The sequence below is a fragment of the Cloacibacterium normanense genome (genome assembly GCF_002943105.1).
Lineage (GTDB): Bacteria > Bacteroidota > Bacteroidia > Flavobacteriales > Weeksellaceae > Cloacibacterium.
On record NZ_PTPZ01000001.1, the window covers coordinates 288,064 to 311,805 of the forward strand.

Annotated in this window: 25 protein-coding genes; 14 read left to right on the forward strand and 11 right to left on the reverse strand. The window is 32.7% G+C overall.

What is annotated here, in order from left to right:
- The first annotated feature begins 38 nt into the window (after positions 1-38).
- Complete coding sequence (locus C3729_RS01280; protein WP_104792478.1) at positions 39-329, forward strand: putative quinol monooxygenase; 291 nt, start codon at positions 39-41, stop codon at positions 327-329.
- 16 nt (positions 330-345) lie between these two features.
- On the opposite strand, the gene lipB is transcribed toward C3729_RS01280, so the two are convergent.
- Entirely contained in the window at positions 346-1,059 is a 714-nt protein-coding gene (gene lipB / locus C3729_RS01285; RefSeq protein WP_104792479.1) for a lipoyl(octanoyl) transferase LipB, read from the reverse strand.
- Between the two features lie 156 nt (positions 1,060-1,215).
- Between lipB and C3729_RS01290 the strand changes: the two genes are divergently transcribed.
- The 5 genes from C3729_RS01290 to C3729_RS01310 all read left to right on the forward strand — a co-directional run bounded on the left by C3729_RS01290 (position 1,216) and on the right by C3729_RS01310 (position 7,399).
- Entirely contained in the window at positions 1,216-1,608 is a 393-nt protein-coding gene (locus tag C3729_RS01290; protein ID WP_104792480.1) for a c-type cytochrome, read from the forward strand.
- 134 nt (positions 1,609-1,742) lie between these two features.
- Complete coding sequence (gene lysS, locus C3729_RS01295) at positions 1,743-3,440, forward strand: lysine--tRNA ligase (protein WP_104792481.1); 1,698 nt, start codon at positions 1,743-1,745, stop codon at positions 3,438-3,440.
- Positions 3,441-3,713: 273 nt separating this feature from the next.
- Positions 3,714-5,648 (forward strand): DNA topoisomerase (ATP-hydrolyzing) subunit B, encoded by a 1,935-nt coding sequence (gene gyrB, locus C3729_RS01300; protein WP_069796649.1) that lies wholly within the window; start codon positions 3,714-3,716, stop codon positions 5,646-5,648.
- An 83-nt stretch (positions 5,649-5,731) separates the two neighbouring features.
- Positions 5,732-6,532, forward strand: coding sequence for a DUF3298 and DUF4163 domain-containing protein (locus C3729_RS01305; RefSeq protein ID WP_165785698.1), 801 nt, complete (start codon positions 5,732-5,734; stop codon positions 6,530-6,532).
- A gap of 18 nt (positions 6,533-6,550) precedes the next feature.
- Entirely contained in the window at positions 6,551-7,399 is an 849-nt protein-coding gene (locus tag C3729_RS01310; RefSeq protein WP_104792483.1) for a diacylglycerol/lipid kinase family protein, read from the forward strand.
- Here the strand turns inward: C3729_RS01310 and C3729_RS01315 are convergent.
- From C3729_RS01315 to C3729_RS01355, 9 genes are all read right to left on the reverse strand, one after another.
- A complete protein-coding gene (locus C3729_RS01315) occupies positions 7,391-8,695 on the reverse strand; it encodes a cryptochrome/photolyase family protein (RefSeq protein ID WP_104792484.1) in 1,305 nt (434 codons plus the stop codon). The two genes, C3729_RS01310 and C3729_RS01315, sit on opposite strands and share 9 nt — an antisense overlap.
- A 2-nt stretch (positions 8,696-8,697) precedes the next feature.
- Positions 8,698-9,345, reverse strand: coding sequence for a MarR family winged helix-turn-helix transcriptional regulator (locus tag C3729_RS01320; RefSeq protein WP_104792485.1), 648 nt, complete (start codon positions 9,343-9,345; stop codon positions 8,698-8,700).
- 5 nt (positions 9,346-9,350) lie between these two features.
- The gene (locus tag C3729_RS01325) at positions 9,351-10,049 is read right to left on the reverse strand and encodes an SDR family NAD(P)-dependent oxidoreductase (RefSeq protein ID WP_104792486.1); all 699 of its coding nucleotides are present in this window, start codon (positions 10,047-10,049) and stop codon (positions 9,351-9,353) included.
- A 70-nt stretch (positions 10,050-10,119) separates the two neighbouring features.
- A complete protein-coding gene (locus tag C3729_RS01330) occupies positions 10,120-10,401 on the reverse strand; it encodes a TIGR03643 family protein (RefSeq protein ID WP_104792785.1) in 282 nt (93 codons plus the stop codon).
- Positions 10,401-11,882 (reverse strand): cryptochrome/photolyase family protein, encoded by a 1,482-nt coding sequence (locus tag C3729_RS01335; protein WP_104792487.1) that lies wholly within the window; start codon positions 11,880-11,882, stop codon positions 10,401-10,403. The genes C3729_RS01330 and C3729_RS01335 overlap by 1 nt, the downstream gene beginning before the upstream one ends.
- Entirely contained in the window at positions 11,864-13,165 is a 1,302-nt protein-coding gene (locus C3729_RS01340) for a DASH family cryptochrome (protein ID WP_104792488.1), read from the reverse strand. Before C3729_RS01340 ends, C3729_RS01335 begins: the two co-directional genes overlap by 19 nt.
- A complete protein-coding gene (locus C3729_RS01345) occupies positions 13,117-13,272 on the reverse strand; it encodes a DUF2256 domain-containing protein (RefSeq protein ID WP_104792489.1) in 156 nt (51 codons plus the stop codon). Before C3729_RS01345 ends, C3729_RS01340 begins: the two co-directional genes overlap by 49 nt.
- Positions 13,265-14,590, reverse strand: coding sequence for an ABC1 kinase family protein (locus C3729_RS01350; protein ID WP_104792490.1), 1,326 nt, complete (start codon positions 14,588-14,590; stop codon positions 13,265-13,267). Before C3729_RS01350 ends, C3729_RS01345 begins: the two co-directional genes overlap by 8 nt.
- 3 nt (positions 14,591-14,593) lie before the next feature.
- Positions 14,594-15,250, reverse strand: coding sequence for a TetR family transcriptional regulator C-terminal domain-containing protein (locus C3729_RS01355; RefSeq protein WP_104792491.1), 657 nt, complete (start codon positions 15,248-15,250; stop codon positions 14,594-14,596).
- A gap of 176 nt (positions 15,251-15,426) precedes the next feature.
- On the opposite strand from C3729_RS01355, the gene ribA reads away from it, so the two are divergent.
- From ribA to C3729_RS01395, 8 genes are read left to right on the forward strand one after another with little or no spacing between them, the layout of a single operon-like run.
- On the forward strand, positions 15,427-16,029 hold the full coding sequence (gene ribA / locus C3729_RS01360; RefSeq protein ID WP_104792492.1) for a GTP cyclohydrolase II: 603 nt from the start codon (positions 15,427-15,429) through the stop codon (positions 16,027-16,029).
- A 14-nt stretch (positions 16,030-16,043) separates the two neighbouring features.
- Complete coding sequence (locus C3729_RS01365; RefSeq protein ID WP_104792493.1) at positions 16,044-17,504, forward strand: phytoene desaturase family protein; 1,461 nt, start codon at positions 16,044-16,046, stop codon at positions 17,502-17,504.
- A gap of 7 nt (positions 17,505-17,511) precedes the next feature.
- A complete protein-coding gene (locus C3729_RS01370) occupies positions 17,512-18,360 on the forward strand; it encodes a phytoene/squalene synthase family protein (RefSeq protein WP_104792494.1) in 849 nt (282 codons plus the stop codon).
- Positions 18,361-18,371: 11 nt separating this feature from the next.
- Positions 18,372-18,827: a hypothetical protein gene (locus C3729_RS01375; RefSeq protein ID WP_104792495.1), complete on the forward strand. Its 456-nt coding sequence runs from the start codon at positions 18,372-18,374 to the stop codon at positions 18,825-18,827.
- Positions 18,828-18,836: 9 nt separating this feature from the next.
- Entirely contained in the window at positions 18,837-19,307 is a 471-nt protein-coding gene (locus tag C3729_RS01380) for a sterol desaturase family protein (RefSeq protein WP_185117721.1), read from the forward strand.
- 56 nt (positions 19,308-19,363) lie between these two features.
- Entirely contained in the window at positions 19,364-20,083 is a 720-nt protein-coding gene (locus C3729_RS01385) for a lycopene cyclase domain-containing protein (protein ID WP_069796622.1), read from the forward strand.
- Between the two features lie 19 nt (positions 20,084-20,102).
- On the forward strand, positions 20,103-20,588 hold the full coding sequence (locus C3729_RS01390; RefSeq protein ID WP_104792496.1) for an SRPBCC family protein: 486 nt from the start codon (positions 20,103-20,105) through the stop codon (positions 20,586-20,588).
- Positions 20,585-22,012 (forward strand): SDR family oxidoreductase, encoded by a 1,428-nt coding sequence (locus C3729_RS01395; RefSeq protein WP_104792497.1) that lies wholly within the window; start codon positions 20,585-20,587, stop codon positions 22,010-22,012. The genes C3729_RS01390 and C3729_RS01395 overlap by 4 nt, the downstream gene beginning before the upstream one ends.
- On the opposite strand, the gene ggt is transcribed toward C3729_RS01395, so the two are convergent.
- Positions 22,013-23,701, reverse strand: a complete 1,689-nt coding sequence (gene ggt, locus C3729_RS01400) for a gamma-glutamyltransferase (protein ID WP_104792498.1) — start codon at positions 23,699-23,701, stop codon at positions 22,013-22,015.
- Positions 23,702-23,742 lie beyond the last annotated feature (41 nt).

The window sequence follows — 23,742 nt, forward strand, 5'->3', positions numbered from 1 at the left end:
AAAAATCAATACTTTTGTTTTAGAAATTACAGTCAGTTATGAATTTACACATTGTAGCATTATTTAGATTTAAAGAGAATCACCTTTTTGATGCGATAGAATTATTGAAAAAATTAGTAATAGAAACCAGAAAAGAAGAAGGTTGTCTTCAATATGATTTAATAGAAGACCGAGAAAACAAAGGCACTTTTTTCTTAATTGAACTTTGGGAAACCGAAGAACATCATCATTTACATGCAGGAACAGAACATCTTTTTGCTTTTAGACAAAACGCAACTCCGCTGATGGAATCTCAAACGGAGGTTTACAGAGGAGCGAAGATTTTTTAAAAAGAAAAAGCGAAACTTAAAAAAGTTCCGCTTCGAAAACATCTTGAAAATGTTTTTTTATTTTTTCTTTTACTTCTTCTACGTCTATTTCACGTTCAAGCTCTCTTTTTAGAGAAGTAACGGCTTTGTCCTTAATTCCGCAAGGAATAATGTATTCGAAATATCGTAAGTCTGTATTGATATTGATGGCAAAACCGTGCATAGTCACCCATTTTGAAGTTTTAACGCCCAATGCACAAATTTTTCTAGCATAAGGTTTTCCTACATCGAGCCAAACTCCAGTTTCGCCCACACTTCTTTCACCTTTTAAACCGTATTCTGCAATGGTTCTGATGATTACTTCTTCTAGATTTCTCATATATAAATGAATATCTGATTTGAAGTTGTCTAAATCTAAAATCGGATAGCCTACAAGTTGACCAAAACCGTGATAAGTAATGTCTCCACCGCGATTGGTTTTTACGAAAGTGGCGTCTATTTCTTTTAGTTTACTTTCATTAGCAAGCATATTGTGCTCATCACCAGATTTTCCTAAAGTGTAAACATGTGGGTGTTCTACAAACAGTAAATAATTAGGAGTAGTTTCGGGTTCTTGGTCTTCGTTTTCTCTGTTTTTGATTTTAATGGCAATGATTTCATCCATTAAAGATTGTTGATATTCAAAAGCCTCAAGATAATTTTTAAGACCCAATTCTTCGAATTTTATTTTTTTGTTTTGTGAAGCGTTCATTTCTAATTTTTGGTTCACAAAAATAAGTTTTTTTTAATAATTATGCTTCGAATAAATTTTAAAAAAATCTGATATGATTTTTAGCATTTTGAAAAAAGGGAAGGCTTTATTCGCTAAATTTGTGAAAATTTAAAAATAAATAAAAATATTATATCTATGAAAAGAGTAATTTTAACACTAGCTTTCGGTGCATTAGTAGCGGTTTCTTGTTCTAAAAAAGAAGAGCTAGTAAAAGAATCAAATGTAATGTTGCCAGAACCTACAGAGCAAACTGCTGCTACAGCTGCTGCAACTCCTGAAGAAGAAGGTAAAGCATTAATTGCAGGTTCAGATTGCCTTACTTGTCATAAAGAGGATGCTAAATTAGTAGGTCCTTCTTATCAAGATGTAGCGGCTAAATATACTGAAGCAGATATTGATATGTTAGCAGATAAAATCATTAACGGTGGTAGTGGAGTTTGGGGAGAAGTTCCTATGTCTGCTCACGCTGGAATGGATAAAGAAAATGCTAAAAAAATGGTGAAATATATTCTTACCTTAAAAAAATAAACAATTGTACCAATTGTGATTTTAACAGAAGGCAACCTTTTTGGGTTGCTTTTTTCTTGACCAAGCTAATTTTTAAGAAATTTAAAAATTCGTAAAAAATCCTTATTTTTGCAATTCCAAAAAATTGAAAAACAATGTCTTTATCAGAACAGGAAATCATCAGAAGAGAGAAATTACAGAAACTGACCGAAATGGGGATTAATGCATTCCCAGCAGATGAATATAAAATTACGGATACTACTAAGTCTATCAAGAACGATTTTGCTGAAGGAAAATCAGTGAAAATCGCAGGTAGATTAATGTCTAGAAGAATTCAAGGGAAGGCTTCTTTTGCAGAATTACAGGATTCTGAAGGTAGAATTCAGGTGTATTTTAATCGTGATGAAATCTGTACTGGCGAAGATAAAACGCTTTATAATGAAGTCTACAAACATCTTTTAGATATTGGTGATATCATCGGTGTAGAAGGAGAGTTGTTCAAAACGCAAGTGGGAGAAATGACGGTAATGGTGAAAAACTTCACCTTATTGACCAAAGCACTTCGTCCGCTTCCGCAACCTAGAACTGATGAAAATGGAGTAACTCATGATGCTTTTAATGACCCAGAACTTAGATACAGACAGCGTTATGTAGATTTGACGGTGAATCCTCACGTAAAAGAAATTTTCGTAAAGAGAACAAAATTGTTCAATGCGATGCGTGAGTTTTTCAATAACGCAGGTTATTTCGAGGTAGAAACTCCTATTTTACAGGCAATTCCTGGTGGAGCTGCGGCAAGACCTTTCATTACGCATCATAATGCACTAGATATTCCATTGTACATGAGAATTGCAAACGAATTATATCTGAAAAGATTAATCGTAGGTGGTTTTGATGGGGTTTATGAATTTTCTAAAAATTTCCGTAACGAAGGAATGGACAGGACCCACAATCCAGAGTTTACCGCGATGGAAATTTATGTGGCTTACAAAGATTACAACTGGATGATGGATTTCACTGAGAAATTGTTAGAATTCTGTGCGGTTTCTGTTAACGGAACTTCAGAATCTCAATTTGGTGAACATACTATCAATTGGAAAGCTCCATATCCTAGAGTTTCGATGACAGAAGCGATTCAGAAATTCACAGGTTTTGATATCACTGGAAAAACTGAAGATGAATTGCGTGATTTTGCAAAATCTATCGGAATAGAAGTAGATGAAACGATGGGGAAAGGAAAATTAATTGATGAAATTTTTGGAGAAAAATGCGAAGGAAACTTCATTCAGCCGACTTTCATTACCGATTATCCAATCGAAATGTCGCCTTTAACTAAAAAACACAGAAGCAAAGAAGGTCTTACTGAGCGTTTTGAATTAATGGTTTGTGGTAAAGAAATTGCCAATGCATATTCAGAGTTGAATGATCCAATTGATCAAAGAGAACGTTTCGAGTCTCAAATGGCGCTTTCTGAGCGTGGTGATGACGAGGCGATGTTCATAGACCAAGATTTCTTAAGAGCTTTAGAATATGGTATGCCGCCAACTTCAGGTTTGGGAATTGGTATGGATAGATTAATCATGTTCTTAACTAATAATGCATCTATTCAAGAAGTATTGTTCTTCCCACAAATGAGACCAGAAAAAGCTGTTCCAAAAGTTGAATTAAATGAAGATGATAAAATTATCATCGAGATTTTAGAAAAAAATGGAGGTGAAATGAGTTTAGCTGAGGTAAAAACGCAATCTCAATTTTCAGGAAAAAAATGGGACAAAACCTCTAAAAACCTTACCAAACTGAATGTAGTGAAGGTAGAGAAAACAGATGATGATTTGTTAATGAAATTAGTGTAAAACTATATAGATAGAATCAATAAAAGCGGACATCAGTTCGCTTTTTTGTTTGGAAGAAATTGAATGAGTTTTTCCAATAATTTTTGTATTATTGTTGATAACTTTTTATGATTTTTAAAGCCGTTTTTTCTTTCATATCTCACTAATTTTTACGATATTTGTAAGTCTTTGCGAAATGAAGATTTTAGCCGCGAGATTTTAGATTTCATACCTTTTGAAATCTATTTTTTAAACTCAAATCTAAGCTTCAAATTCCAAAATTAAAATTTTATTATGAGTCAAAAACAATATACAGCAGACAGTATTCAGGCATTAGAAGGAATAGAACACGTACGTCTTAGACCTTCTATGTACATTGGTGATGTAGGTGTTAGAGGTTTGCATCACTTGGTTTATGAGGTAGTTGATAACTCTATTGACGAAGCTTTGGCAGGTCATTGTGATACCATTGCAGTAACCATTCACGAAGGAGACGGAATTTCTGTAAAAGATAATGGTAGAGGTATTCCTGTAGACTTTCACCAAAAAGAACAAAAATCTGCGCTAGAAGTAGTAATGACCAAAATTGGTGCAGGTGGTAAGTTTGACAAAGATTCTTACAAAGTTTCTGGTGGTCTTCACGGAGTTGGGGTTTCTTGTGTGAACGCACTTTCTACTTCACTTATCGCTACTGTTTCTAGAAACGGAAAATTATACCAACAAAAATATTCTCAAGGAAAAGCATTAGCAGATGTACAAGAAATAGGCACTTCTACTTCTACAGGAACTGAAGTTTTCTTTCAACCAGATGGAAGCATTTTCCAAGAATTGGTGTACAATTATGATACTTTAGCTGCTAGATTAAGAGAATTGGCGTTCCTCAATAAAGGAATTACTATTACTTTAACAGACGAAAGAAGAAAAAATGAAGATGGAAGTTTCCCAACTGAAACGTTCCATTCAGAAGGTGGTCTTAAAGAATTTGTTGCCTACATTGATGGAAACCGTGAATCAATCATGGAACACGTAATCTTCATGGAAGGTGAGCGTGATGATATTCCGGTAGAAGTAGCCATGCGTTACAATACTTCATTCAACGAGAATTTACACTCTTATGTAAATAATATTAATACGCACGAAGGTGGAACGCATTTAGCAGGTTTCAGAAGAGCTCTTACTAGAACTTTAAAGAAATATGCTGATGAACTAGGTCTTCCTGCAAAAGAAAAAGTAGAAATTACGGGTGATGACTTTAGAGAAGGTCTTACAGCGATTATCTCAGTAAAAGTAATGGAGCCTCAGTTCGAAGGGCAAACCAAAACCAAATTAGGAAACTCAGAAGTTTCTGGTGCTGTAGATAAAATTGTAGGCGAAATGCTTACCAATTTCTTAGAAGAAAACCCTAATGAAGCGAAGCAAATCGTACAAAAAGTAGTTCTAGCTGCAAAAGCAAGACAAGCTGCGAAAAAAGCTCGTGAAATGGTTCAGAGAAAATCTCCAATGGGAGGTTCTGGTTTACCAGGAAAATTATCTGACTGTTCTTCTAAAGATCCAGAAATTTCAGAAATATTCTTAGTAGAGGGAGATTCTGCAGGTGGAACTGCTAAACAAGGTAGAGATAGACATTTCCAAGCGATTCTTCCATTAAGAGGTAAAATCTTGAACGTAGAAAAATCTATGCTTCATAAAGTTTATGATAATGACGAAATCAAGAATATTTATACTGCTCTTGGTGTTTCTGTAGGAACTGAAGAAGATTCTAAAGCTTTGAATTTGGCAAAACTAAGATATCACAAAATTGTAATCATGACCGATGCTGATATTGATGGTTCTCACATTTCTACGTTGATTCTTACGTTCTTCTTTAGATATATGAAAGAACTCATTGAACAAGGATACATTTACATTGCACAACCGCCTTTATATTTATTGAAAAAAGGAAACAAAAAAATGTATGCTTACAACGAGAAAGAAAGAGAAGCAAAAACATTAGAAATGGCTCCAGATGGAAAAGGAGTAGAAGTACAGCGTTATAAAGGTCTTGGGGAAATGAACCCAGAACAGTTATGGGAAACGACTTTAAATCCTGAAAACAGAATCTTAAAACAGGTAACCATAGAAAGCCTTGCAGAAGCAGATAATGTATTCTCTATGTTAATGGGTGACGAAGTTCCACCAAGAAGAGAATTCATCGAGAAGAATGCAATCTATGCAAATATTGACGCTTAAAATCAATATTTTATCAATAATTTCAAAACCGTTCAATCTTTGGACGGTTTTTTGCTATATTTAAGTTCACAAATATGAATTCCATGAAAACCATTTTTTTAGCTTTAGCTACTGTTTTCGTAGTTTTTTCTTGCAGCCCAAAAACCACAGGAAATAAAGGGATAATTCCAGAAAATGCCAATGAATTGGCTTCTGAAAATTTGCCTTTTGCGGTAGATTCTCTTCAATTGCAAGATTCTATTGCTGTAGCAAAAACTTTGAAATTAAGAACTTCATCAACCATTTTGTTATTTCCTACGCTTCATAATAAAACTTTATTAGACAGCATTTATAGTACATCAGGAATCAAATTAGAGACATATTCTAAAGAAAAATTGAAGAAAGAATTAGAAAATCAAAAAGAAGCTTATTTTTCTCAAGCTCAAGAAGATGCTAAAGAATATACTCCAGATTTTGAACAAACTTGGGAAGAAAATTCTTACATGAAGGTTTTCTCTAATCAAAATGATATTCTTACCATTTCCTATGAAAATGATGGCTATTCTGGTGGAGCGCATGGTTATTACAATATATTGTTCAAAAATTTTGACTTAAAAACCAATGCAGTGATTCAACTTTCTGATGTTTTTATGGATATCACTAAAGTAGATTGGAATAAAGTTTTAATGAAAAATTTTAAAAATCCAGACCAAAAAGAAATGCTTTTAGTTGATAAAATTCCTGTAAATAACAATTTTTATTTTGATTCCCAAAACATCACTTTTGTGTACAATCAATACGAAATTACAGCTTATGCAGCAGGAGTAGTAGAAATTTCTATTCCATTTCCTGAGTTGAAACCTTATTTAAAACCGGAATTTATTTCGAGGAATAACATTAAATAATTCCGTACTTTTGCACCCATGCAAAACGTAGCATTTATCATCAATCCTTTTTCTGCAAAGAAAAATTATCAGCCTTTTCTTAATTCTTTACAAGCAAAGGTTGAAAATCCGTTGTATTTGATTTCTAAATCCATTCAAGATACTGAAGATTTCATCAAGGAAAATTTTGAAATAGTAGATATTTTCGTTGCTATTGGAGGTGATGGAACCATTTCTACAGTGGCGAAAAATTTAATTCACACGGATAAAATTCTCGGGATTTTCCCAGCAGGAAGTGGAAACGGTTTTTCTAATGAAACCAAGTTTTCTAAAAATTTAGACGAACTTTTAGCGAAAATCCAGAGAAAGAATTTCAAAGAAATAGATACGTTTACGGTAAACGAAAGATTTTCGATTAATGTAGCTGGAGTAGGATTTGATGGAGCAGTTATTGAAGCTTTTGAAAAGACTTCCAGAGGTTTCAAAAATTATATCAAAACTTCTATCCAGACTTTTTTTAAATACCAACCAATTTCCATCAAATTCGAAGAAAAATATAAAAAATTTGACGGAAAATATTTGATGCTCAACGTTGCAAACACCCGTCAATTCGGGAATAACGCCTACATTGCTCCTCATGCAAGTAAAAGTGATGGCTTGTTAGAAATTGCTTTGGTAAAGAAGTTTCCTTTCTCGCATTCTGGCGTTTTTGCCTACAGAATGTTTACCAAAAAATTGGTTCCCAATCAGTACATTCATTATTTGTCAGTTCCAGAAATTGAATTTTCTGTCGATTCAGATTTGTGGCATCTCGACGGCGAGTTTAACCAAATTTCATCTCCAGTTAAAGTAAAAGTGCTTCCAAAAAGTTTAAGAATTTTAGTCTAAATTATCTAAAGCTTCTTTGTATACTTTCAGTACTTTTTCTCTGGCTTTTTTATGCTCTAAGATAGGTTTTGGATAGTATTTTGTCCCAAATTCAGGAATCCATTTTTTAATATATTTAAAATCTGGATCGAATTTTTTCTGTTGTTCATCTGGATTGAAAATTCTAAAATAAGGAGCGGCATCACAACCAGAACTTGCGCACCATTGCCAGTTTCCATTATTCGCACTTAAATCGTAATCCATTAATTTTTCCGCAAAATACGCTTCGCCAATTCGCCAGTCGGTAAGCAAATGTTTGATGAGAAAACTCGCCGTAATCATTCTCACTCTGTTGTGCATAAATCCTGTAGCGTTCAGTTCACGCATTCCCGCATCTACAATAGGAAATCCCGTTTTACCAGCTTTCCATTTTTCTAAAAATTCAGCATTGTTTTCCCAAGGAATAGCATCATATTTTGGTTTGAAAGAATGATTGACCACTTTCGGAAAATGATACAAAATCTGCATGAAAAATTCTCTCCAAATCAATTCTTTCAGGAAAGTAAGATTATTTTCTTTGGCAATTTTGGCTAACTTTCTTACGCTAATGGTTCCAAATCTCAGATGAACGCCTAATTGTGTAGTTCCTTTTACCGCAGGGAAATTTCGAGTTTCTTCATAAGTTTTGATGATGTGAAGATCTGCTTCTGGAACTTCAAATTTTAAATCTGTTTTTTGAAATCCCATATCTTCTATTTTGAGTTCTTTAAATGAAATATCTAGTAAATTATCTAGTTTTTTTTCTGATGGAAATCCTTGTAAACCAACTTTTTGAAATTCATTGAGCCAAAGTTTTGAATATGGAGTATAAACGGTGTAAGGTTTTTTATCGGCTTTTACAATTTCATCTTTGTGAAAAATAACTTGGTCTTTAAACTGATGAAAATTGATGTTTTTTGAAGCCAAAAAATCGGCAATTTCTTGGTCTCTTTTTATGGCGTAAGGTTCATAATCTTCATTGCTATAAACCGCCTCTATTTCGTAGTTCTGGGATAGTTTTTTGTAGATTTCCAGAGGTTTTCCTTTGAAGATTTTGATGCCTTTATTCTTTGATTTTAAAAAAGAATTCAGGGTTTGTAAAGCTTGTACAATGAAATCAACTCTTTTATCCGACTTATTTTCTAATAAATCTAAAATATCTTCGTCAAAAATAAAAATCGGCAATACCTTTTTTCCCGATTCTAATGCTTGAAATAAACCGTGATTGTCTTTTAACCGAAGGTCTCTTCTGAACCAAAAAATAGAAACTTTATCCATGCTTATTCTATCAAATGAAGGAGTTCTTTAATCTCAGAGTTTTTGTATTCTGTGTACAAAGTGTAATGAAAATCGTTTACTTTTTTCAATAATTCTAGCAATTTTGTTTTTTCATCATTTTTAAGATTAGCCGAAAGAATTCTAGAAGTGGTATTGACTTTTTCTACCGATTGATGGAAGGCTTCTTCTCCTTTTTTGGTCAATGTCAATCTTTTGGCACGTTTGTCATTTTCATCCACCATTTCTTGAATCAAACCATCGTCTAGAAGTCTTTTGATGATTTGAATTCCCGTTTGTTTTTCGTGACCGTTTCTTTCGATGAGTTGCATTTTGGTCAAAGAAGGCTCGTCTTTGAGTCTGTAGAGATAAGTAAATTCTTCGTTCGCTAAAGTCGGAAAATCGCTTAAACCCTTGCGAATCATTTGTTTAGAAAATCTACCCAAAAGCAAAACCTGTTTGCAAATTTCATTTTCTGTGAAACTTACATCGTGGTTTTCATTTTTAAAAAGTTTGGTCGGACTTTCCGTAGTATATTTTTTTTCGTTGAGCCAAATTCTGAAATCTTCTACCGTAGCATGATTTTTAAACGACTTAGAAAGTTCGTATTCCTGAACTTCTAGTAGGAGATTAATTAAAAAACTGGTTTCCATATTGCTTATAATTTAATAGTACTCATTCCTCCGTCAATGCCAAAAATCTGTCCGGTAATCCAAGAAGAAGAATCAGAAAGTAAAAATACAACCATTTTTGCAATTTCTTCAGGATTTCCTATTTTCTGAAGCGGATGTCTTTTCGCAGCGGCTTCTCTTTTCTCTGGCGATGCCAATAAAGCAGTGGCTAAATTGGTGTCTGAAAGTGATGGCGCAATAGCGTTAAATCTTATTTTTTGAAGCGAAAATTCTGCCGCTAAACTTTTTACCAAACCTTCTACAGCGCTTTTACTTGCTGCGATAGAAGAATGAAAAGGCATTCCTAATTTTGCTGCAACGGTGCTGAATAAAACCACACTTGCACTGTCAGATTTTTTAAGATTTGGCAATAATTTCTGAATGATTTTAATAGCGCCCAAAACATTAATTTCGAAATCTTTTTTGAAATCTTCTTCAGATAATCTGCCGAAAGGTTTCAGATTAATGCTTCCTGGTGCATAAACCAATCCATCAATTTTTTCAGGAAAAGAGACATCATCCAAACTGTCCTCTAGAATGTCTTTTTGGTAAAAATGAAGTTTTACATTATTCAATTCTGGAGTTTCTGTTCTAGAAATTCCGATGATTTGCGCTTCGTTTTGTAATTGTTTTGCGGTGGCTAAACCTATTCCGCTTCCACAACCGATGATGACTATATTTTTCATATTATTTTAATTTTATGTTTTATTTTTTATCACAGATTTTAAATCTAAAATCTTACATCTAAAATCTCATTTATCTCTTTGATATTTTATTTAAACTTATGGTTCTCTGTCTGGTACATTTAAATCTCTCAATTTCTGGATTTCTTTTTTTCAGATGTTTTTGACTAATGCCAGAATTTACTCTTTTTCTCCAAAGATTGAAAGAACTTCTTTTCAGTTCAGTTCTCATAATAGCGATGGTTTCAGCTTCAGAAATTCCAAACTGAAAAGTGATAGCTTCAAATGGCGTTCTATCTTCCCATGCCATTTCTATAATTCTGTCGATTTGTTCTACACTAAAATTTTTTTTCATCATTGGTCTAATTTTTCTAAAAAGTTTTGAGCTCTCACGAGATGTAATTCTTTTTGCTGTTCAGTCATTTTATTCCAAGTGATGAGCATCATGTTCAATCTTGGATTTTTTCTAAAAAATTCTTGATTTTTAGAGATGAAATTCCAAAAAAGAGCATCCCAAATTTCTCCCCAATTTTCGGTGGAATAATCACTCATTTTTTTGAGGTAATTGCTTCCGCTGATATACGGCTTTGTGCTCATGATTCCGCCATCAGCAAATAAACTCATACCATAAACATTAGGAACCATCACCCAATCATACGCATCGATGAACATTTCCATAAACCATTGATAGACATCATTTGGATGAAACTCACACAAATTCATAAAATTGGCGAGAATCATCAGTCGTTCAATGTGATGAGCATAGCCAGTTTTCAATATTTTTTTAATGGTTTTGTCAATCGGAGCAATTCCTGTAGTTCCATCGTAAAAAGATTTTGGAATTTTTCGTTGATGATTCCAAAAATTTCGGGTTCTTTCAAAACTACCTTGGTACAAATATATTCCTCGAATAAATTCTCGCCAACCTAAAATCTGACGAATGAATCCTTCTAATGAATTGAGTGGAATTTCATTTTTTTGAGCAAATTCTATGGATTTTTCGATGATGTAATTTGGAGTTAAAAATCCAATGTTCATCAATGGAGACAACACACTGTGATGCAAAAAATGCTCATGTTCTACAATGCTGTCTTCATAAATTCCAAATTCCAAAAATCTATTTTCCAAGAAATTTTCAAGCCAAATTTCTGCTTCTGAATAGGTAGTAGGATAGATTTGATAATCTGTTAATTCCCCGTAATGATTTCCGAAATTTTCAGAAACATAAACTTTCGCTTCTTCGTAAAAAAGGTTATTCTGAGGAAATGAAATAGAAGGCGATTTTTTATTTTTTGGATATTTTTTTCGGTTTTCTGTATCGAAGGTCCATTTTCCGCCAACTGGTTTTCCATTTTCTAAAAGAATGTTTCTAGAAATGCGCTGTTGCTTGTAAAAATCGGTTTGATGATAATGCTTTTTGCTTTGAAAATATACCTTTAAATCTTCTTTTGAATTGATAAAACTTGGGTTTTCAATAATCTCAACTTCTAGTTTTGTCTTTAAAATTCTCTTTTCCAACCAATCGTCACAAACATCTATGATTTTGATTTTTTCAAAACCTTCTTGTTCTAAAAATCCAATTAAATTTCGAATGTCTGAAAGCTCCGAAATGCTTTCTATATAATGAACTTTGAATCCTTTTTCGAGTAGAAAATTTTCATAGAATTTCATCGTAGCTCTGTGAAAAGCCAGTTTCTGTTGGTGAAATGTATACTGTTTGAAAAACAAAAATTCTTCAACTAAAAACACAGGAATTTCCTTTTCAAGAAATGAAATCTCTTGAAACAACTGATGCGGAAATATCAATTGTGCCGTTTTTAGTGGTTTTTCAGCCATAAATTTCTAAATTTTTTATCGCTATCGTATTGTTCTGCTTGTTTTTCTGTGTTGAAACTTCTGTCTCGTGCATCATTGCCTATTCCTGCCAAATACAACCAGTTTCCGTAATTGCTGTGAACATCATAATCGATGAGCATTTCCTCGAAATAGGCAGCGCCAATCCGCCAATCTAGTTTTAGATTTTTACAGAAATAGGAAGCTACATTTTGTCTTCCTCGGTTGCTCATGAAACCCGTTTTTTGGAGTTCAATCATGTTGGCATTCACAAATTCTGAGTGCGTTTTTCCAGAAATCCATTGTTCTAATTTTTGAGGATTGTTCTGAAATTCTACATTTTTATAAGGTTGAAGTCCGTTTTTGTGAAAAATTTCATTGCGGTGTTGCAAAGCAATAAATTTGAAATAATCTCGCCACAGCAATTCGAAAATCAACCAATACGTAGATTCATTGGCTCCGAATTTTTGTTCAATTTTTTTCACTTCATCATAAATGGAAACTGCAGAAATGCTTCCATTGGCTAACCACGCCGAAAATTTAGAGCTGTAATCACTTCCTACCAATCCGTTTCTGGTATTTTTATAATCTTTAAGCAGTTGAGTTTCCTCAAAATAATAACGCAATCTTTCCCAAGCTGCGTTTTCACCGCCAGAAAAAGGAAATGCTGAATAAGGATGAGTCTCAAAATTTTCAAAACCTAATTTTTCTAAATCAATTTTGTCTGATGGAATTTCTAGTTTAAAAAACGTTTCCTTTTTTTCGATTTTGAAAGGTTTTCTTACGCTGAAATTCTTTTCAACCTTATTTCTGAAGGTGGTAAAAAGCGCAGGAATTTTTTCTAATCTTTCGAAAACAAAATCTGGTTCTAATAAAAATTGTGAGTAAGATTTTTCAAATTTCACATTGGATAGAGCAGAAGCAACACTTTTTTCTAAATCCACTTCTTCTTGGGTAAATTCTTCTTCACAAAAGATTTTTTGAATAGAGTAGTGTTCATTCAACTTTTCAAAAATCTCCTTTGTTTTTCCAAATTTTATCAAAAAAGTGATGTTGAGTTCAGCAAGATTGTGTTGTAAATCTAGAACACTTTCCAACAAAAATTTTGCACGAAATTTCCCGATTTTTCTAAAACCAAACTGCTTTTTTTGATAAAAATCTTCATCGAAAATATACAAAGCTATAAAAGGCAAATCTCCTTGATATGCCTTAAATAGTGATATTTGGTCTTTGGTTCTTAAATCATTTTTGAACCAAACGATGTTGATTTTTTGTTTTTCCTGCATTTTTCGCTACAATATTTCACTTCTTCCCAGTCTTTTTTCCATTTTTTGCGCCAGTTAAAGGGTAAACCGTAAACTTCACAGATTTTTGAGGGCAAATTTTTAGGCATTTTCTACCATAAATTTTTTGAAATGATTAATTTCTATTCCTTCAGCTCTTAAATCGTGCATCATATTATATAAACCAAAAAACGTTCGGTTCAGATAAATAAAATGTCTAGAACCACGATTGGTATTCATGTTTTTTAAATCGCTGAGTTTAGCATAACGCTGACCTAAATCGGCAATTTCTTGGAAGAAACTCTCATCAGAAAAGTCAAAGAACTCTTGATTAAAAGGTCTTGTAAAGAGTTCTAACATTTCATGGAAAAGTTTACTGAAAAACACTTTTTCTTCAGATGAATCTTCTGCTTTTAGAATTTCTAATTCATATAATTTTTGTTCAAAAAACGCTTGATTCATTAAGTTTTCTACTTTTGCCAATTCAAAATAAGGCTCATAAAAATCACTCGGAATTTCCTTTACACAACCAAAATCAATCACCATTAATTCGCCTTTTTCCGAAATCAAGAAATTTCCTGGATGCGGATCTGCATGAACTTGCTTCAAAACGTGCATTTGATACATGTAAAAATCCCAAAGTGTTTGTCCGATTTTATTCAGCGTTTTCTGTGGATGTTTGGTTTTGATAAATTCAGAGAAATGTTTTCCGTGCAACCAATCCATCGTGATGATTTTTTCACAAGAAAATTCTGGATAATATTTTGGGAATTTTATATTTTCTAAGTGAGCACATTCTTCCGCAATTTGCTCGCTTCTAGAGAGTTCTAAATCGTAATTGGTTTCTTCATACAATTTATCTTCTACTTCTTTAAAGTACGATTCAGAGCCTTCTTTTCTGATGTTGAACATCTTCATTGCGATAGGTTTTACCAATTTCAAATCGCTGGAAATACTTTCCTGAACTCCAGGATATTGAATTTTAACGGCCAATTCTTGACCGTTTTTCTTGGCTTTATGAACCTGACCAATACTCGCTGCATTAACTGATTCTGGTGAGAATTCATCAAAAATATCTTCAGGATTTTTGCCAAAATATTTTCTAAAAGTCTTTTTAACCAAAGCTCCAGAAAGTGGCGGAACCGAAAACTGCGAAAGCGAAAATTTTTCTACATAAGCTTGTGGCATGATGTTTTTTTCCATACTCAGCATTTGTGCTACTTTCAGCGCAGAACCTTTTAGTTCTTTTAAACTGTCATATATGTCTGCAGCGTTATCTTCGTTTAGAATTTTTTTGGCTTCTTCTTCGTCTTTGGTGATTTTATTGCCGTAATATTTAATGTAATTTACGCCAACTTTTGCACCGGCTTTCAGTAAATTGCTGGCGCGTTCTATTTTTCCCGTGGGAATTTTATTGAGGGTTTTCATTTTTTACGATTTTTGAAATTTTTCTTTCCACAAGAATTTGCCTAAATCAATGATTTTTTTCAAAGGTTCATTGTTTAAGAATTCAAAACCTGTGTCAATGGTTTTTTCGATGAATAAATCTGTTTTTTCAAAACTTGGAGATTCGTCTTTTTGCCAAAATTCAATGATGGATAAAAAGTGTAACCAAAGCGCTTCTTCTCTAGATTTTTCATTGAAATTTTTAATAGAATCTTTAGCTTTTTCTAAAATTTCTAAATCATTAAAGTCTAATGTTTTAATAAATTTTTGATGTTCAGATTTTAGTTCATGTAGTTTTTGTACAGTAGAAAGATTCTTTTTTCCTAAAATCATTAGAACTAAAGACCTATTCATGGTAAGGTTTTCAAAAAAGATGAAATAAAGATTTAGTAATCTTTCTTTAGCGCTCATGTCTTCATAGCCTTCGATTTCTAGAGAAAGTTCTAAAGATTTTTGAAAAAAATGCTTTAAAATTTCTTTCTCCAGATGTTCGAAGCTTGAAAAGAATTGATAAAATTCTTTTTCATCAAAGTGATTTTCTTGTGCAAAAACGAAGATATTTTTAGGTCTTTCTCCGTGAGTAAGTAGATAATTTCCGTAATCGGATAATATTTTTTCTGAATTGATGGTTTTATTTTTCATATTTCAATTTTTTTAAATCGGTTTGTATTCCTTTAATAATGAGTTTTTTTGAGTTAATTTCTATTAATTGATACATTCGATAGAATTTATTGATGACAAAAATAGTAAAATATTTTACTACTTAATAAAATAAAGTATAAATTTGTACAATAATTATGATTTAAAAAATAGATAATATGATCAAGATACAAGCAGAATCAAAATTGCCTACAGATTTTGGAAAGTTCAAAATTGTAGCATTCTCAGAATCACAAGAAGATTGGATGCCGCACATTGCATTAATCTCTGAAAACACAGATTTTAACGGAGTGGTAAACGTAAGAATTCATTCAGAATGTATTACGGGAGAGATTTTTCATTCTCAAAAATGCGAGTGTGGTCAACAATTAGATGCATCTATGAATTATATAGATGAAAATGGCGGAATTATTTTATATCTTCGTCAGGAAGGTAGAAATATTGGGATTATCAATAAAATAAAGGCTTATCAGTTGCAAGAATTAGGTCTTGATACGGTAGAAGCTAATCTTCAGTTGGGTTTACCAGCAGATGATAGAGATTTTAATGTAGCGATAGAAATTCTTAATATTTTAGGTGTTAAAAAAATCAATCTTTTAACGAATAATCCCGAGAAATTAAGTTTTGTAGAAAACAGTAATATTCAATTGGTTAAGAGAATTCCACTGAATATTAAGGCTAATCACATCAATAAATCATATTTAGAAACCAAAAAAAGTTATTTTGGACATCAATTAGAAGAAGCATTATCATCAATATAAAAAATTAAATACCCTTGAAAACAACAGTAATTATTGGTTCCGGATTTTCTTCGCTAGCTTCTGCTTGTTATATGGCAAAAGCTGGTTACAAAGTGACGGTTTTAGAAAAAAATGAACAATTAGGAGGAAGAGCTTCCATGATGGAAATTGATGGCTATAAGTTTGATATGGGCCCAAGTTGGTATTGGATGCCAGATATTTTCGAGAGATTTTTTGCAGATTTTGGCAAAAAAGTTTCAGATTATTATGAGCTAGAAAAACTTTCGCCAGCTTATAGAGTGGTTTTTGGCGAAAATGATTACATCGACATCGAAGATACTCCAGAAAAAATCATTGCAACTTTCGAAAGAATAGAACCAGGCAGCGGAAAACATTTGAAAAAATTCATGGATGAAGCTCAAGAAAACTACCGAATTGCGATGCAGGATTTGGTGTATAATCCAGGTTTATCATTGCTAGAATTGGTTTCTGTAGAAAGTGCTAAAAGACTAAATTTATTTGTCAAAAATATTTCTGAGCAAGTAAGAAAGGAAATAAAAAATCCTAAATTGAGAAGTATTTTAGAATTTCCTGTATTGTTTTTAGGGGCAAAACCGAATAAAACTCCAGCTTTTTACAATTTTATGAATCATGCAGATTTCGGGTTGGGAACTTGGTATCCAAAAGGAGGTTTCAATGCGGTTGCACTTGGAATGGTGAAATTAGCCAAAGAATTAGGCGTAGAATTTCATGTGAATGAAGAAGTTATTGGAATAGATTATGAAAATAATCAAGCCAAAAAAATCAGAACTCAAAACGGAGTGTATGAAGCAGATGTTTTCATTTCTGGTGCAGATTATGCACACACCGAAAAACTCTTGAACGGAAACCGAAATTACAGTGAAGAATATTGGCAAAAGAAAACTTTTGCGCCGAGTTCATTCTTATATTATGTAGCTTTTAACAGAAAAGTGAACCATCTTTTGCATCATAATTTGTTCTTTGATACAGATTTTGAAGCTCATGCAAAAGAAATTTATGATACCAAAGAATTACCAAAACAACCTTTATTTTATGCTAATTTTTCGAGCAAAACAGATGATTCCCTTTGTGAAGAAGGTAAGGAAGTTGGATTTTTCCTTATTCCAGTTGCGGTAGATTTAGAAGACAACGAAGAAATTCACGAAAAATATTTCCAGTTGATTCTCGATAGAATTAAAAAATGTACGGGAGAAGATTTAAGTGATGCCATAGTTTTCAAAAAATCATTCGGTGTAAAAGATTTCAAAGAGCGTTATCATTCTTGTAGAGGAAACGCTTATGGTTTGGCAAATACCTTATTGCAAACATCGGTTTTAAGACCAACGATTAAGAATAAAAAATTGAAAAATTTCTTTTATACAGGGCAATTAACTGTTCCAGGACCTGGAGTTCCACCTGCATTAATTTCTGGAAAAGTAGTCACAGATTATATTTTAAAAAACACAAAATCTTAAAAGTAATATGAATAATTTTCAAATTTTTAATCACATTTCTGGATTAACCTCGAAAATGGTTACCGAAAAATACAGTACGTCTTTTTCCAGAGCTTCTACTTTATTTAAGCCAGAAATTAGACAACATATTTATAATATTTATGGTTTTGTGCGATTTGCAGACGAGATTGTAGATACTTTTCATGATTACGACAAAGCAAAATTGCTAGAGGAATTCGAGAAAAACTACAGAGATGCACTGGAAAATGGTATTTCTCTCAATCCTATTCTTCATTCTTTTTGTACCACACAAAGAGAGAAAAATATTCCTCAGCATTTGGTAGATGCGTTTTTGCATTCTATGAGAATGGATTTGGGCGATATCAAGGATTTGAATGACGAAAAATACAATGAATACATCTACGGAAGCGCAGAAGTAGTAGGTTTAATGTGTTTGAAAGTATTTGTAGATGGCAATGAAGAAGAATATCAAAAACTGAAACCTTATGCACAAAGTTTAGGAGCGGCGTTCCAAAAAATAAATTTTTTAAGAGATATTTCTGCAGATTATACAGATTTAGGAAGAACTTATTTCCCGAATGTGAATTTCAGAAATTTTTCTCAACAGGATAAATTAGAAATCGAAAAAGACATTGCTAAAGATTTTGAACATTCTTTGATCGGGATTAAAATGTTGCCGATGTCTTCAAGATTAGCGGTTTTTATGGCGTATAAATACTACACGAATTTATTCAAGAAAATTAAAAAATGTAAGCCAGAAATATTGATGCACAAAAGAATCAGTGTTTCTAATGCGAGGAAAGTTTATCTTTTTGGAGAGATGATTTTGTTTAAAAATCTTAACTTCGTAAGATAAATTTAAAATCTATGAAAAAGTTAGTTCTTGTATTTTTATTGTTTTGCAGTTTTATCAATGCACAAAGTTTAGTAGAGTTAAGAGGTTATCTTCAAAAAGGTGAAAACTCAGAAGAAGTAAGTAAAACCCTTATTTCAAAATCTAAAAATGCTTATGATACAACTAAAAAGCCTATTTACATGGCATTTTATGCGGTAGGTAATTTTTTTATGGCAAAACACGCATCTAATCCTTTGAATAAATATTCTTATTTCAATAAAGGGAAAAAGTTGCTTGAAGATGCAATTAAAAAAGAACCCAACAATATAGAAATCAGATTGATGAGATTGATTTCTCAAGAAAAAACACCAAGTTTTTTGGGTTACAATAAAAATATAGAAGCAGACCGAAATTTCATTATTAAGAACTATAAAAATTCAGATGATGAAAATCTAGTGAAATTCATCAAAAACTATCTAAAAATCTAAAATTAAAAAATGGAAGTATTGCAATATTTTTTCATCACATTAGGCGTTTTCGTTACCATGGAAGGCATTACTTGGCTCACGCACAAGTATATTATGCATGGTTTAGGTTGGTATTTTCACGAAGATCACCATCAACCAGGTTATCCTCATGTTTTTGAAAAAAATGATTTCTTTTTTGTGATTTTTGCGATTCCTAGTATTCTATTATTCTATTTCGGAACGGTAAATGGAATCAACTATCTTTTTTTCATAGGACTAGGAATTTTACTGTACGGAATGGCTTATTTTTTAGTGCATGATGTTCTCATTCACAGACGTTTTAAATGGTTTGATAAAACCAATAACTGGTATTTACGTGGATTGAGAAAAGCGCACAAAATGCACCATAAACATCTTGGAAAAGAAGAAGGAGAGTGTTTCGGGATGCTTTTCGTGCCTTTGAAATATTTCAGAGAAGCAATGAATTCAAAAATAGCTTAATCCATTTTTCTTTTTGAATTAACTGGTTAATTATTCATTAATTTAAAATCAAAGTTTTGCAACAATATTATTACATAGCTCTAGATATCTTGAGTTTCAGCATTCCTTTTATCTTCAGTTTTGAGAAAAAATGGATGAATTTTATCCGTTTTTGGAAACCTTATTTTTTGGCAATCATTACAGTGGGAATTTTCTTTATTCTATGGGATATTTATTTTGCTTACCAAAATGTTTGGGGTTTTAATGACGAATATTTAATGGGAATCAGATGGTTTAAATTGCCACTCGAAGAATGGTTATTTTTCTTGCTTATTCCTTATTCCAGCAATTTTATTCACTATTCTTTAGAATATTTCTTCCCGAAATTGCAGTTGACCAAAAAATTGACACAATGGATTTCTGTTCTTCTATTAATCGTAAGTGCAAGTGTTTTTGCCACCAATTTAGATAGAATTTACACCGCAGCAAGTTTTGGTTTGTTTGCATTATTGATGATTTTCCAAATTTTTTATCAATGGGAATATGCACGAAAGTTTTACATCAGTTTTGTGCTGATTTATGTGCCGTTTTTCTTTGTTAATTCCGCTTTGACGGGAAGTTATTCAGAAAATCCAGTGGTTTTTTATGATAATAATGAAAACCTCGGAATCAGAGTGGGAACCATGCCTTTAGAAGACAGTTTTTACTGTTTTTCGATGCTTTACGGAAGTGTTTTATTGTTTGAATATTTTAGAAGAAAATGGAACTATTCATTATCAATGTCTGTAAAATCTTAATTTAAAATAAAATTCAAAGATGAAAATCAATATAAAAAAGCAGTCAGGAATTTATACACTTACTTCGGAACAGATTCTTCCTATTTCTTTAGAAAAAGCTTGGGAATTTTTTACCCATCCTAATAATTTAGACAGAATTACGCCGAAAGAAATGCAGTTCAAAATCACCAATAATCCGCCAGATAAAACGTATCTTGGTCAAATTATTACCTATAAAATTGGGATTTTGCCAATGGTAAAAAGCAATTGGATTACAGAAATTACGCATTTCGAAGACCAAAAATTTTTCGTAGATGAACAGCGTTTTGGACCTTATGCAATGTGGCATCACGAACACCATTTCGAAGCTACAGAAGATGGAAGAGTAAAAATGACGGATATTGTCAATTTCAAACTTCCTCTTGGAGTTTTTGGAGATTTATTGGCAGGTTTTTATGTTAAAAATAAAGTGAAATTTATTTTTGAAAGTCGTTTTAAAATTTTAGAAGAAATCTTTAAATCATGAAAATTTTTCTTACAGGAGCCACAGGTTATATCGGGAAAAGACTTCTCATTCAGTTGTTAGAAGAAGGTCATGATGTAGTATGTTCTGTAAGAGACCAAAAAAGATTAAGCCTAAAACTCTATCAAAATCATCTTGAAAAAATTCAAATTATAGAAAATGATTTTCTAGATGAAAATTCTTTACAAAATATTCCACAAGATATAGATTTTGCTTATTATCTGGTGCATTCTATGTCTTCTGGTAGTGGGAATTTCTCAGAAAAAGAGAGAATTTCTGCCGAAAATTTCAGAAAAGCATTAGAAAAAACTTCAGTGAAACAAGTCGTTTTCCTCACTGGAATTATCAATGAGGAAAAACTTTCAGAACATCTTCAGTCCAGAAAAAACGTAGAAAAAGCGCTTAAAAGTGATAATTATGCTTTAACCTGTCTCAGAGCTGGAATTATTGTAGGTTCTGGTAGTGCTTCTTTTGAAATTATCAGAGATTTGGTAGAGAAACTGCCGATTATGGTTGCTCCAAAATGGTTGAAAACAAAATGTCAACCGATTGCCATCAGAAATGTGATTCAGTTTTTGACCAAAGTTATCGGCGTAGAAAAAACCTACAATCAAAACTATGATATTGCAGGTCAAGATGTTCTTACTTACAAAGAAATGTTGCTTCAATACGCCGAAGTTAGAGGTCTGAAACGGTGGATTTTTACCGTTCCTGTAATGACGCCTAAATTGTCTTCGTATTGGTTATACTTTATTACTTCTACCACCTATTCTTTGGCGGTGAATTTAGTGGACAGCATGAAAATAGATGTGATTGCAAGACAAAATTCTTTGGCTTCGGACTTAGGAATTCATTTATTTTCTTACAAAGAAGCAATTAACATGGCTTTTGACAAAATCAAGCAAAATGACGTGTTAAGCAGTTGGTATGATTCTTTTAACAATCAGTTTCACAAGCGAAATGTTTGGCAATATTTAGAAGTTCCAGAGAAAGGTTGTTTTACAGATTTCAGAATTATGAAAGTAGACAATGAGGAATTGGCGTTGGAAAGAGTTTTCAGTATTGGTGGAAAAACAGGTTGGTATTATGCTAATTTTCTTTGGAAAATCAGAGGTTTTTTAGATAAATTAATCGGTGGAGTAGGATTAAGAAGAGGCAGAAGAAATCAAAACGAATTAGAAGCAGGAGATTCTGTAGATTTTTGGCGCGTTTTATATGCCAACAAAGAAGAAAAACGCCTTTTACTTTTCGCCGAAATGAAAGTTCCTGGCGAAGCTTGGTTAGAATTTTATATTAAAAATGGAGAGTTGTACCAAGAAGCAACTTTTCGTCCATTAGGATTATCAGGAAGGTTGTATTGGTATTCAGTTTTACCATTTCACGGTTTAATTTTCAATGGAATGCTTCGTAAATTAGCTGGGAAATAATTATTCTACGGCAACAGAATCATCGCCACGACTGTCTGCAACTGCGGTTGCATTACCATTTTCGTCGATTACAATCATTTCTGTTCTGCCAATTCCGCCACGTTTTTCAAATTTGTAATTTTTTTGTTCTAAAATTTTCAAAGTACTTTCAGGAAAATTTTTCTCTACAAAAACCACTTCGGGCAACCATTGATGATGAAATTTTGCAGAATTCACCGCTGACTTAGGAGCCATTTTAAAATCAATCACATTCACTATGCTTTGATAGACAGAAGTAGGAATCGTAGTTCCACCAGGAGTTCCCACCACAATGTAAGGTTTTCCCTTTTTCAAAACGATAGTTGGCGTCATCGAAGAAAGCATTCTTTTGTTGGGTTCAATTTTATTGGCTTCACCACCTAATGCACCAAACATATTCGGAACGCCCGGTTTTACAGAAAAATCATCCATTTCATTATTCAAGAAATATCCGCCACCTTTTACCACGACTTTGCTTCCGTATAAACCGTTTAAAGTGGTCGTAACAGCAACTGCATTTCCAAATTTATCAATAATAGAAATATGCGTAGTTTCGGTAGATTCTTGAGGTTGAGCAATAATTTTCCCTACTTCTGCACTTGGGGTAGCTTTTTCAAAACTAAAATTTTTCCAACGATTTTTTAAATATTCTTCAGAAATAAGCATTTCGGTTTTGTCTTCTATAAAATCTGGGTCTCCCATAAATTCTGCACGGTCTGCAAAAGCTCTGCGTTCTGCTTCTACCATTACTTGAACTGCTTCTGGAGAGTTTTGTTGATATTTTTCTAAATTTTCAAAACTGCTCATTTTAAGCATTTGAGCCAAAAGAATTCCACCACTCGAAGGAAGCGACATCGAAACAATTTCGTGATTTTTATAATCGAATTGTAATGCTTTTCTTTCTTTGGTTTTATAATTTTTCAGATCTTCAAGGGTAATAATTCCGTTTCCTCGCTTCATTTCGGAAACTAAAAGTTGAGCGTTTTTACCTTCATAGAAAGCTTTTTGACCTTGTTTTTGAATTAATTTTAAGGTTTGAGCCAATTCTTTTTGAACTAAAATATCTCCTTTCTTCCAAGGAATTTCTTTGGTAAAAGCTGTTGGATGTGAATTGTGTTTTAGAAAATCTTCTCGGGTTTCATTAAGTAAATTCGCTTCTCTTTCTGTAAGGGCAAATCCTTTTTGTGCTAAATCTATGGCAGGTTGAATTAAAACTGACATCGGTAATTTCCCGAATTTTTGATGCGTGTAAAACATTCCAGAAACCGAACCAGGAACACCGACTGCCAATCTTCCGTTTTGTGATAAATCAGTATTGGCTTTTCCTTTTTCATCGAGATACATATCTCTGGAAGCGTTTTTAGGAGCAGTTTCTCTATAATCCAATGCGATTTTTTCGCCATCTTTAGTGTAACCTACTAAAAATCCTCCACCTCCAATATTTCCAGCTTGTGGATAAACAACTGCCAAAGCAAATTGCATAGCAATCACAGCGTCAAAGGCATTTCCACCCTTTTTTAGAATTTGAGCACCTGCTTCACTTGCGAGAGGATGTGCAGAAACCACCAAACCTTTTTCTTTTGCCTTAACTTCTTTGACAATAGAAATGTTAGTGAATTGAGCAGAAACTGTTTGTGCTAAAAAGAGGAGAAGGAAAAGTAGATTTTTCATTGGGAAATATTTTTATCAAAAATAATCGAAAATTTTAAATG

What these genes read in the sequence shown, in the direction of transcription:
- C3729_RS01280 (WP_104792478.1), top strand. Translation starts at nt 39, where the DNA reads ATGAATTTACACATTGTAGCATTATTTAGATTTAAAGAGAATCACCTT.
- lipB (WP_104792479.1), bottom strand. Translation starts at nt 1,059, where the DNA reads ATGAACGCTTCACAAAACAAAAAAATAAAATTCGAAGAATTGGGTCTT.
- C3729_RS01290 (WP_104792480.1), top strand. Translation starts at nt 1,216, where the DNA reads ATGAAAAGAGTAATTTTAACACTAGCTTTCGGTGCATTAGTAGCGGTT.
- lysS (WP_104792481.1), top strand. Translation starts at nt 1,743, where the DNA reads ATGTCTTTATCAGAACAGGAAATCATCAGAAGAGAGAAATTACAGAAA.
- gyrB (WP_069796649.1), top strand. Translation starts at nt 3,714, where the DNA reads ATGAGTCAAAAACAATATACAGCAGACAGTATTCAGGCATTAGAAGGA.
- C3729_RS01305 (WP_165785698.1), top strand. Translation starts at nt 5,732, where the DNA reads ATGAAAACCATTTTTTTAGCTTTAGCTACTGTTTTCGTAGTTTTTTCT.
- C3729_RS01310 (WP_104792483.1), top strand. Translation starts at nt 6,551, where the DNA reads ATGCAAAACGTAGCATTTATCATCAATCCTTTTTCTGCAAAGAAAAAT.
- C3729_RS01315 (WP_104792484.1), bottom strand. Translation starts at nt 8,695, where the DNA reads ATGGATAAAGTTTCTATTTTTTGGTTCAGAAGAGACCTTCGGTTAAAA.
- C3729_RS01320 (WP_104792485.1), bottom strand. Translation starts at nt 9,345, where the DNA reads ATGGAAACCAGTTTTTTAATTAATCTCCTACTAGAAGTTCAGGAATAC.
- C3729_RS01325 (WP_104792486.1), bottom strand. Translation starts at nt 10,049, where the DNA reads ATGAAAAATATAGTCATCATCGGTTGTGGAAGCGGAATAGGTTTAGCC.
- C3729_RS01330 (WP_104792785.1), bottom strand. Translation starts at nt 10,401, where the DNA reads ATGAAAAAAAATTTTAGTGTAGAACAAATCGACAGAATTATAGAAATG.
- C3729_RS01335 (WP_104792487.1), bottom strand. Translation starts at nt 11,882, where the DNA reads ATGGCTGAAAAACCACTAAAAACGGCACAATTGATATTTCCGCATCAG.
- C3729_RS01340 (WP_104792488.1), bottom strand. Translation starts at nt 13,165, where the DNA reads ATGCAGGAAAAACAAAAAATCAACATCGTTTGGTTCAAAAATGATTTA.
- C3729_RS01345 (WP_104792489.1), bottom strand. Translation starts at nt 13,272, where the DNA reads ATGCCTAAAAATTTGCCCTCAAAAATCTGTGAAGTTTACGGTTTACCC.
- C3729_RS01350 (WP_104792490.1), bottom strand. Translation starts at nt 14,590, where the DNA reads ATGAAAACCCTCAATAAAATTCCCACGGGAAAAATAGAACGCGCCAGC.
- C3729_RS01355 (WP_104792491.1), bottom strand. Translation starts at nt 15,250, where the DNA reads ATGAAAAATAAAACCATCAATTCAGAAAAAATATTATCCGATTACGGA.
- ribA (WP_104792492.1), top strand. Translation starts at nt 15,427, where the DNA reads ATGATCAAGATACAAGCAGAATCAAAATTGCCTACAGATTTTGGAAAG.
- C3729_RS01370 (WP_104792494.1), top strand. Translation starts at nt 17,512, where the DNA reads ATGAATAATTTTCAAATTTTTAATCACATTTCTGGATTAACCTCGAAA.
- C3729_RS01375 (WP_104792495.1), top strand. Translation starts at nt 18,372, where the DNA reads ATGAAAAAGTTAGTTCTTGTATTTTTATTGTTTTGCAGTTTTATCAAT.
- C3729_RS01380 (WP_185117721.1), top strand. Translation starts at nt 18,837, where the DNA reads ATGGAAGTATTGCAATATTTTTTCATCACATTAGGCGTTTTCGTTACC.
- C3729_RS01390 (WP_104792496.1), top strand. Translation starts at nt 20,103, where the DNA reads ATGAAAATCAATATAAAAAAGCAGTCAGGAATTTATACACTTACTTCG.
- C3729_RS01395 (WP_104792497.1), top strand. Translation starts at nt 20,585, where the DNA reads ATGAAAATTTTTCTTACAGGAGCCACAGGTTATATCGGGAAAAGACTT.
- ggt (WP_104792498.1), bottom strand. Translation starts at nt 23,701, where the DNA reads ATGAAAAATCTACTTTTCCTTCTCCTCTTTTTAGCACAAACAGTTTCT.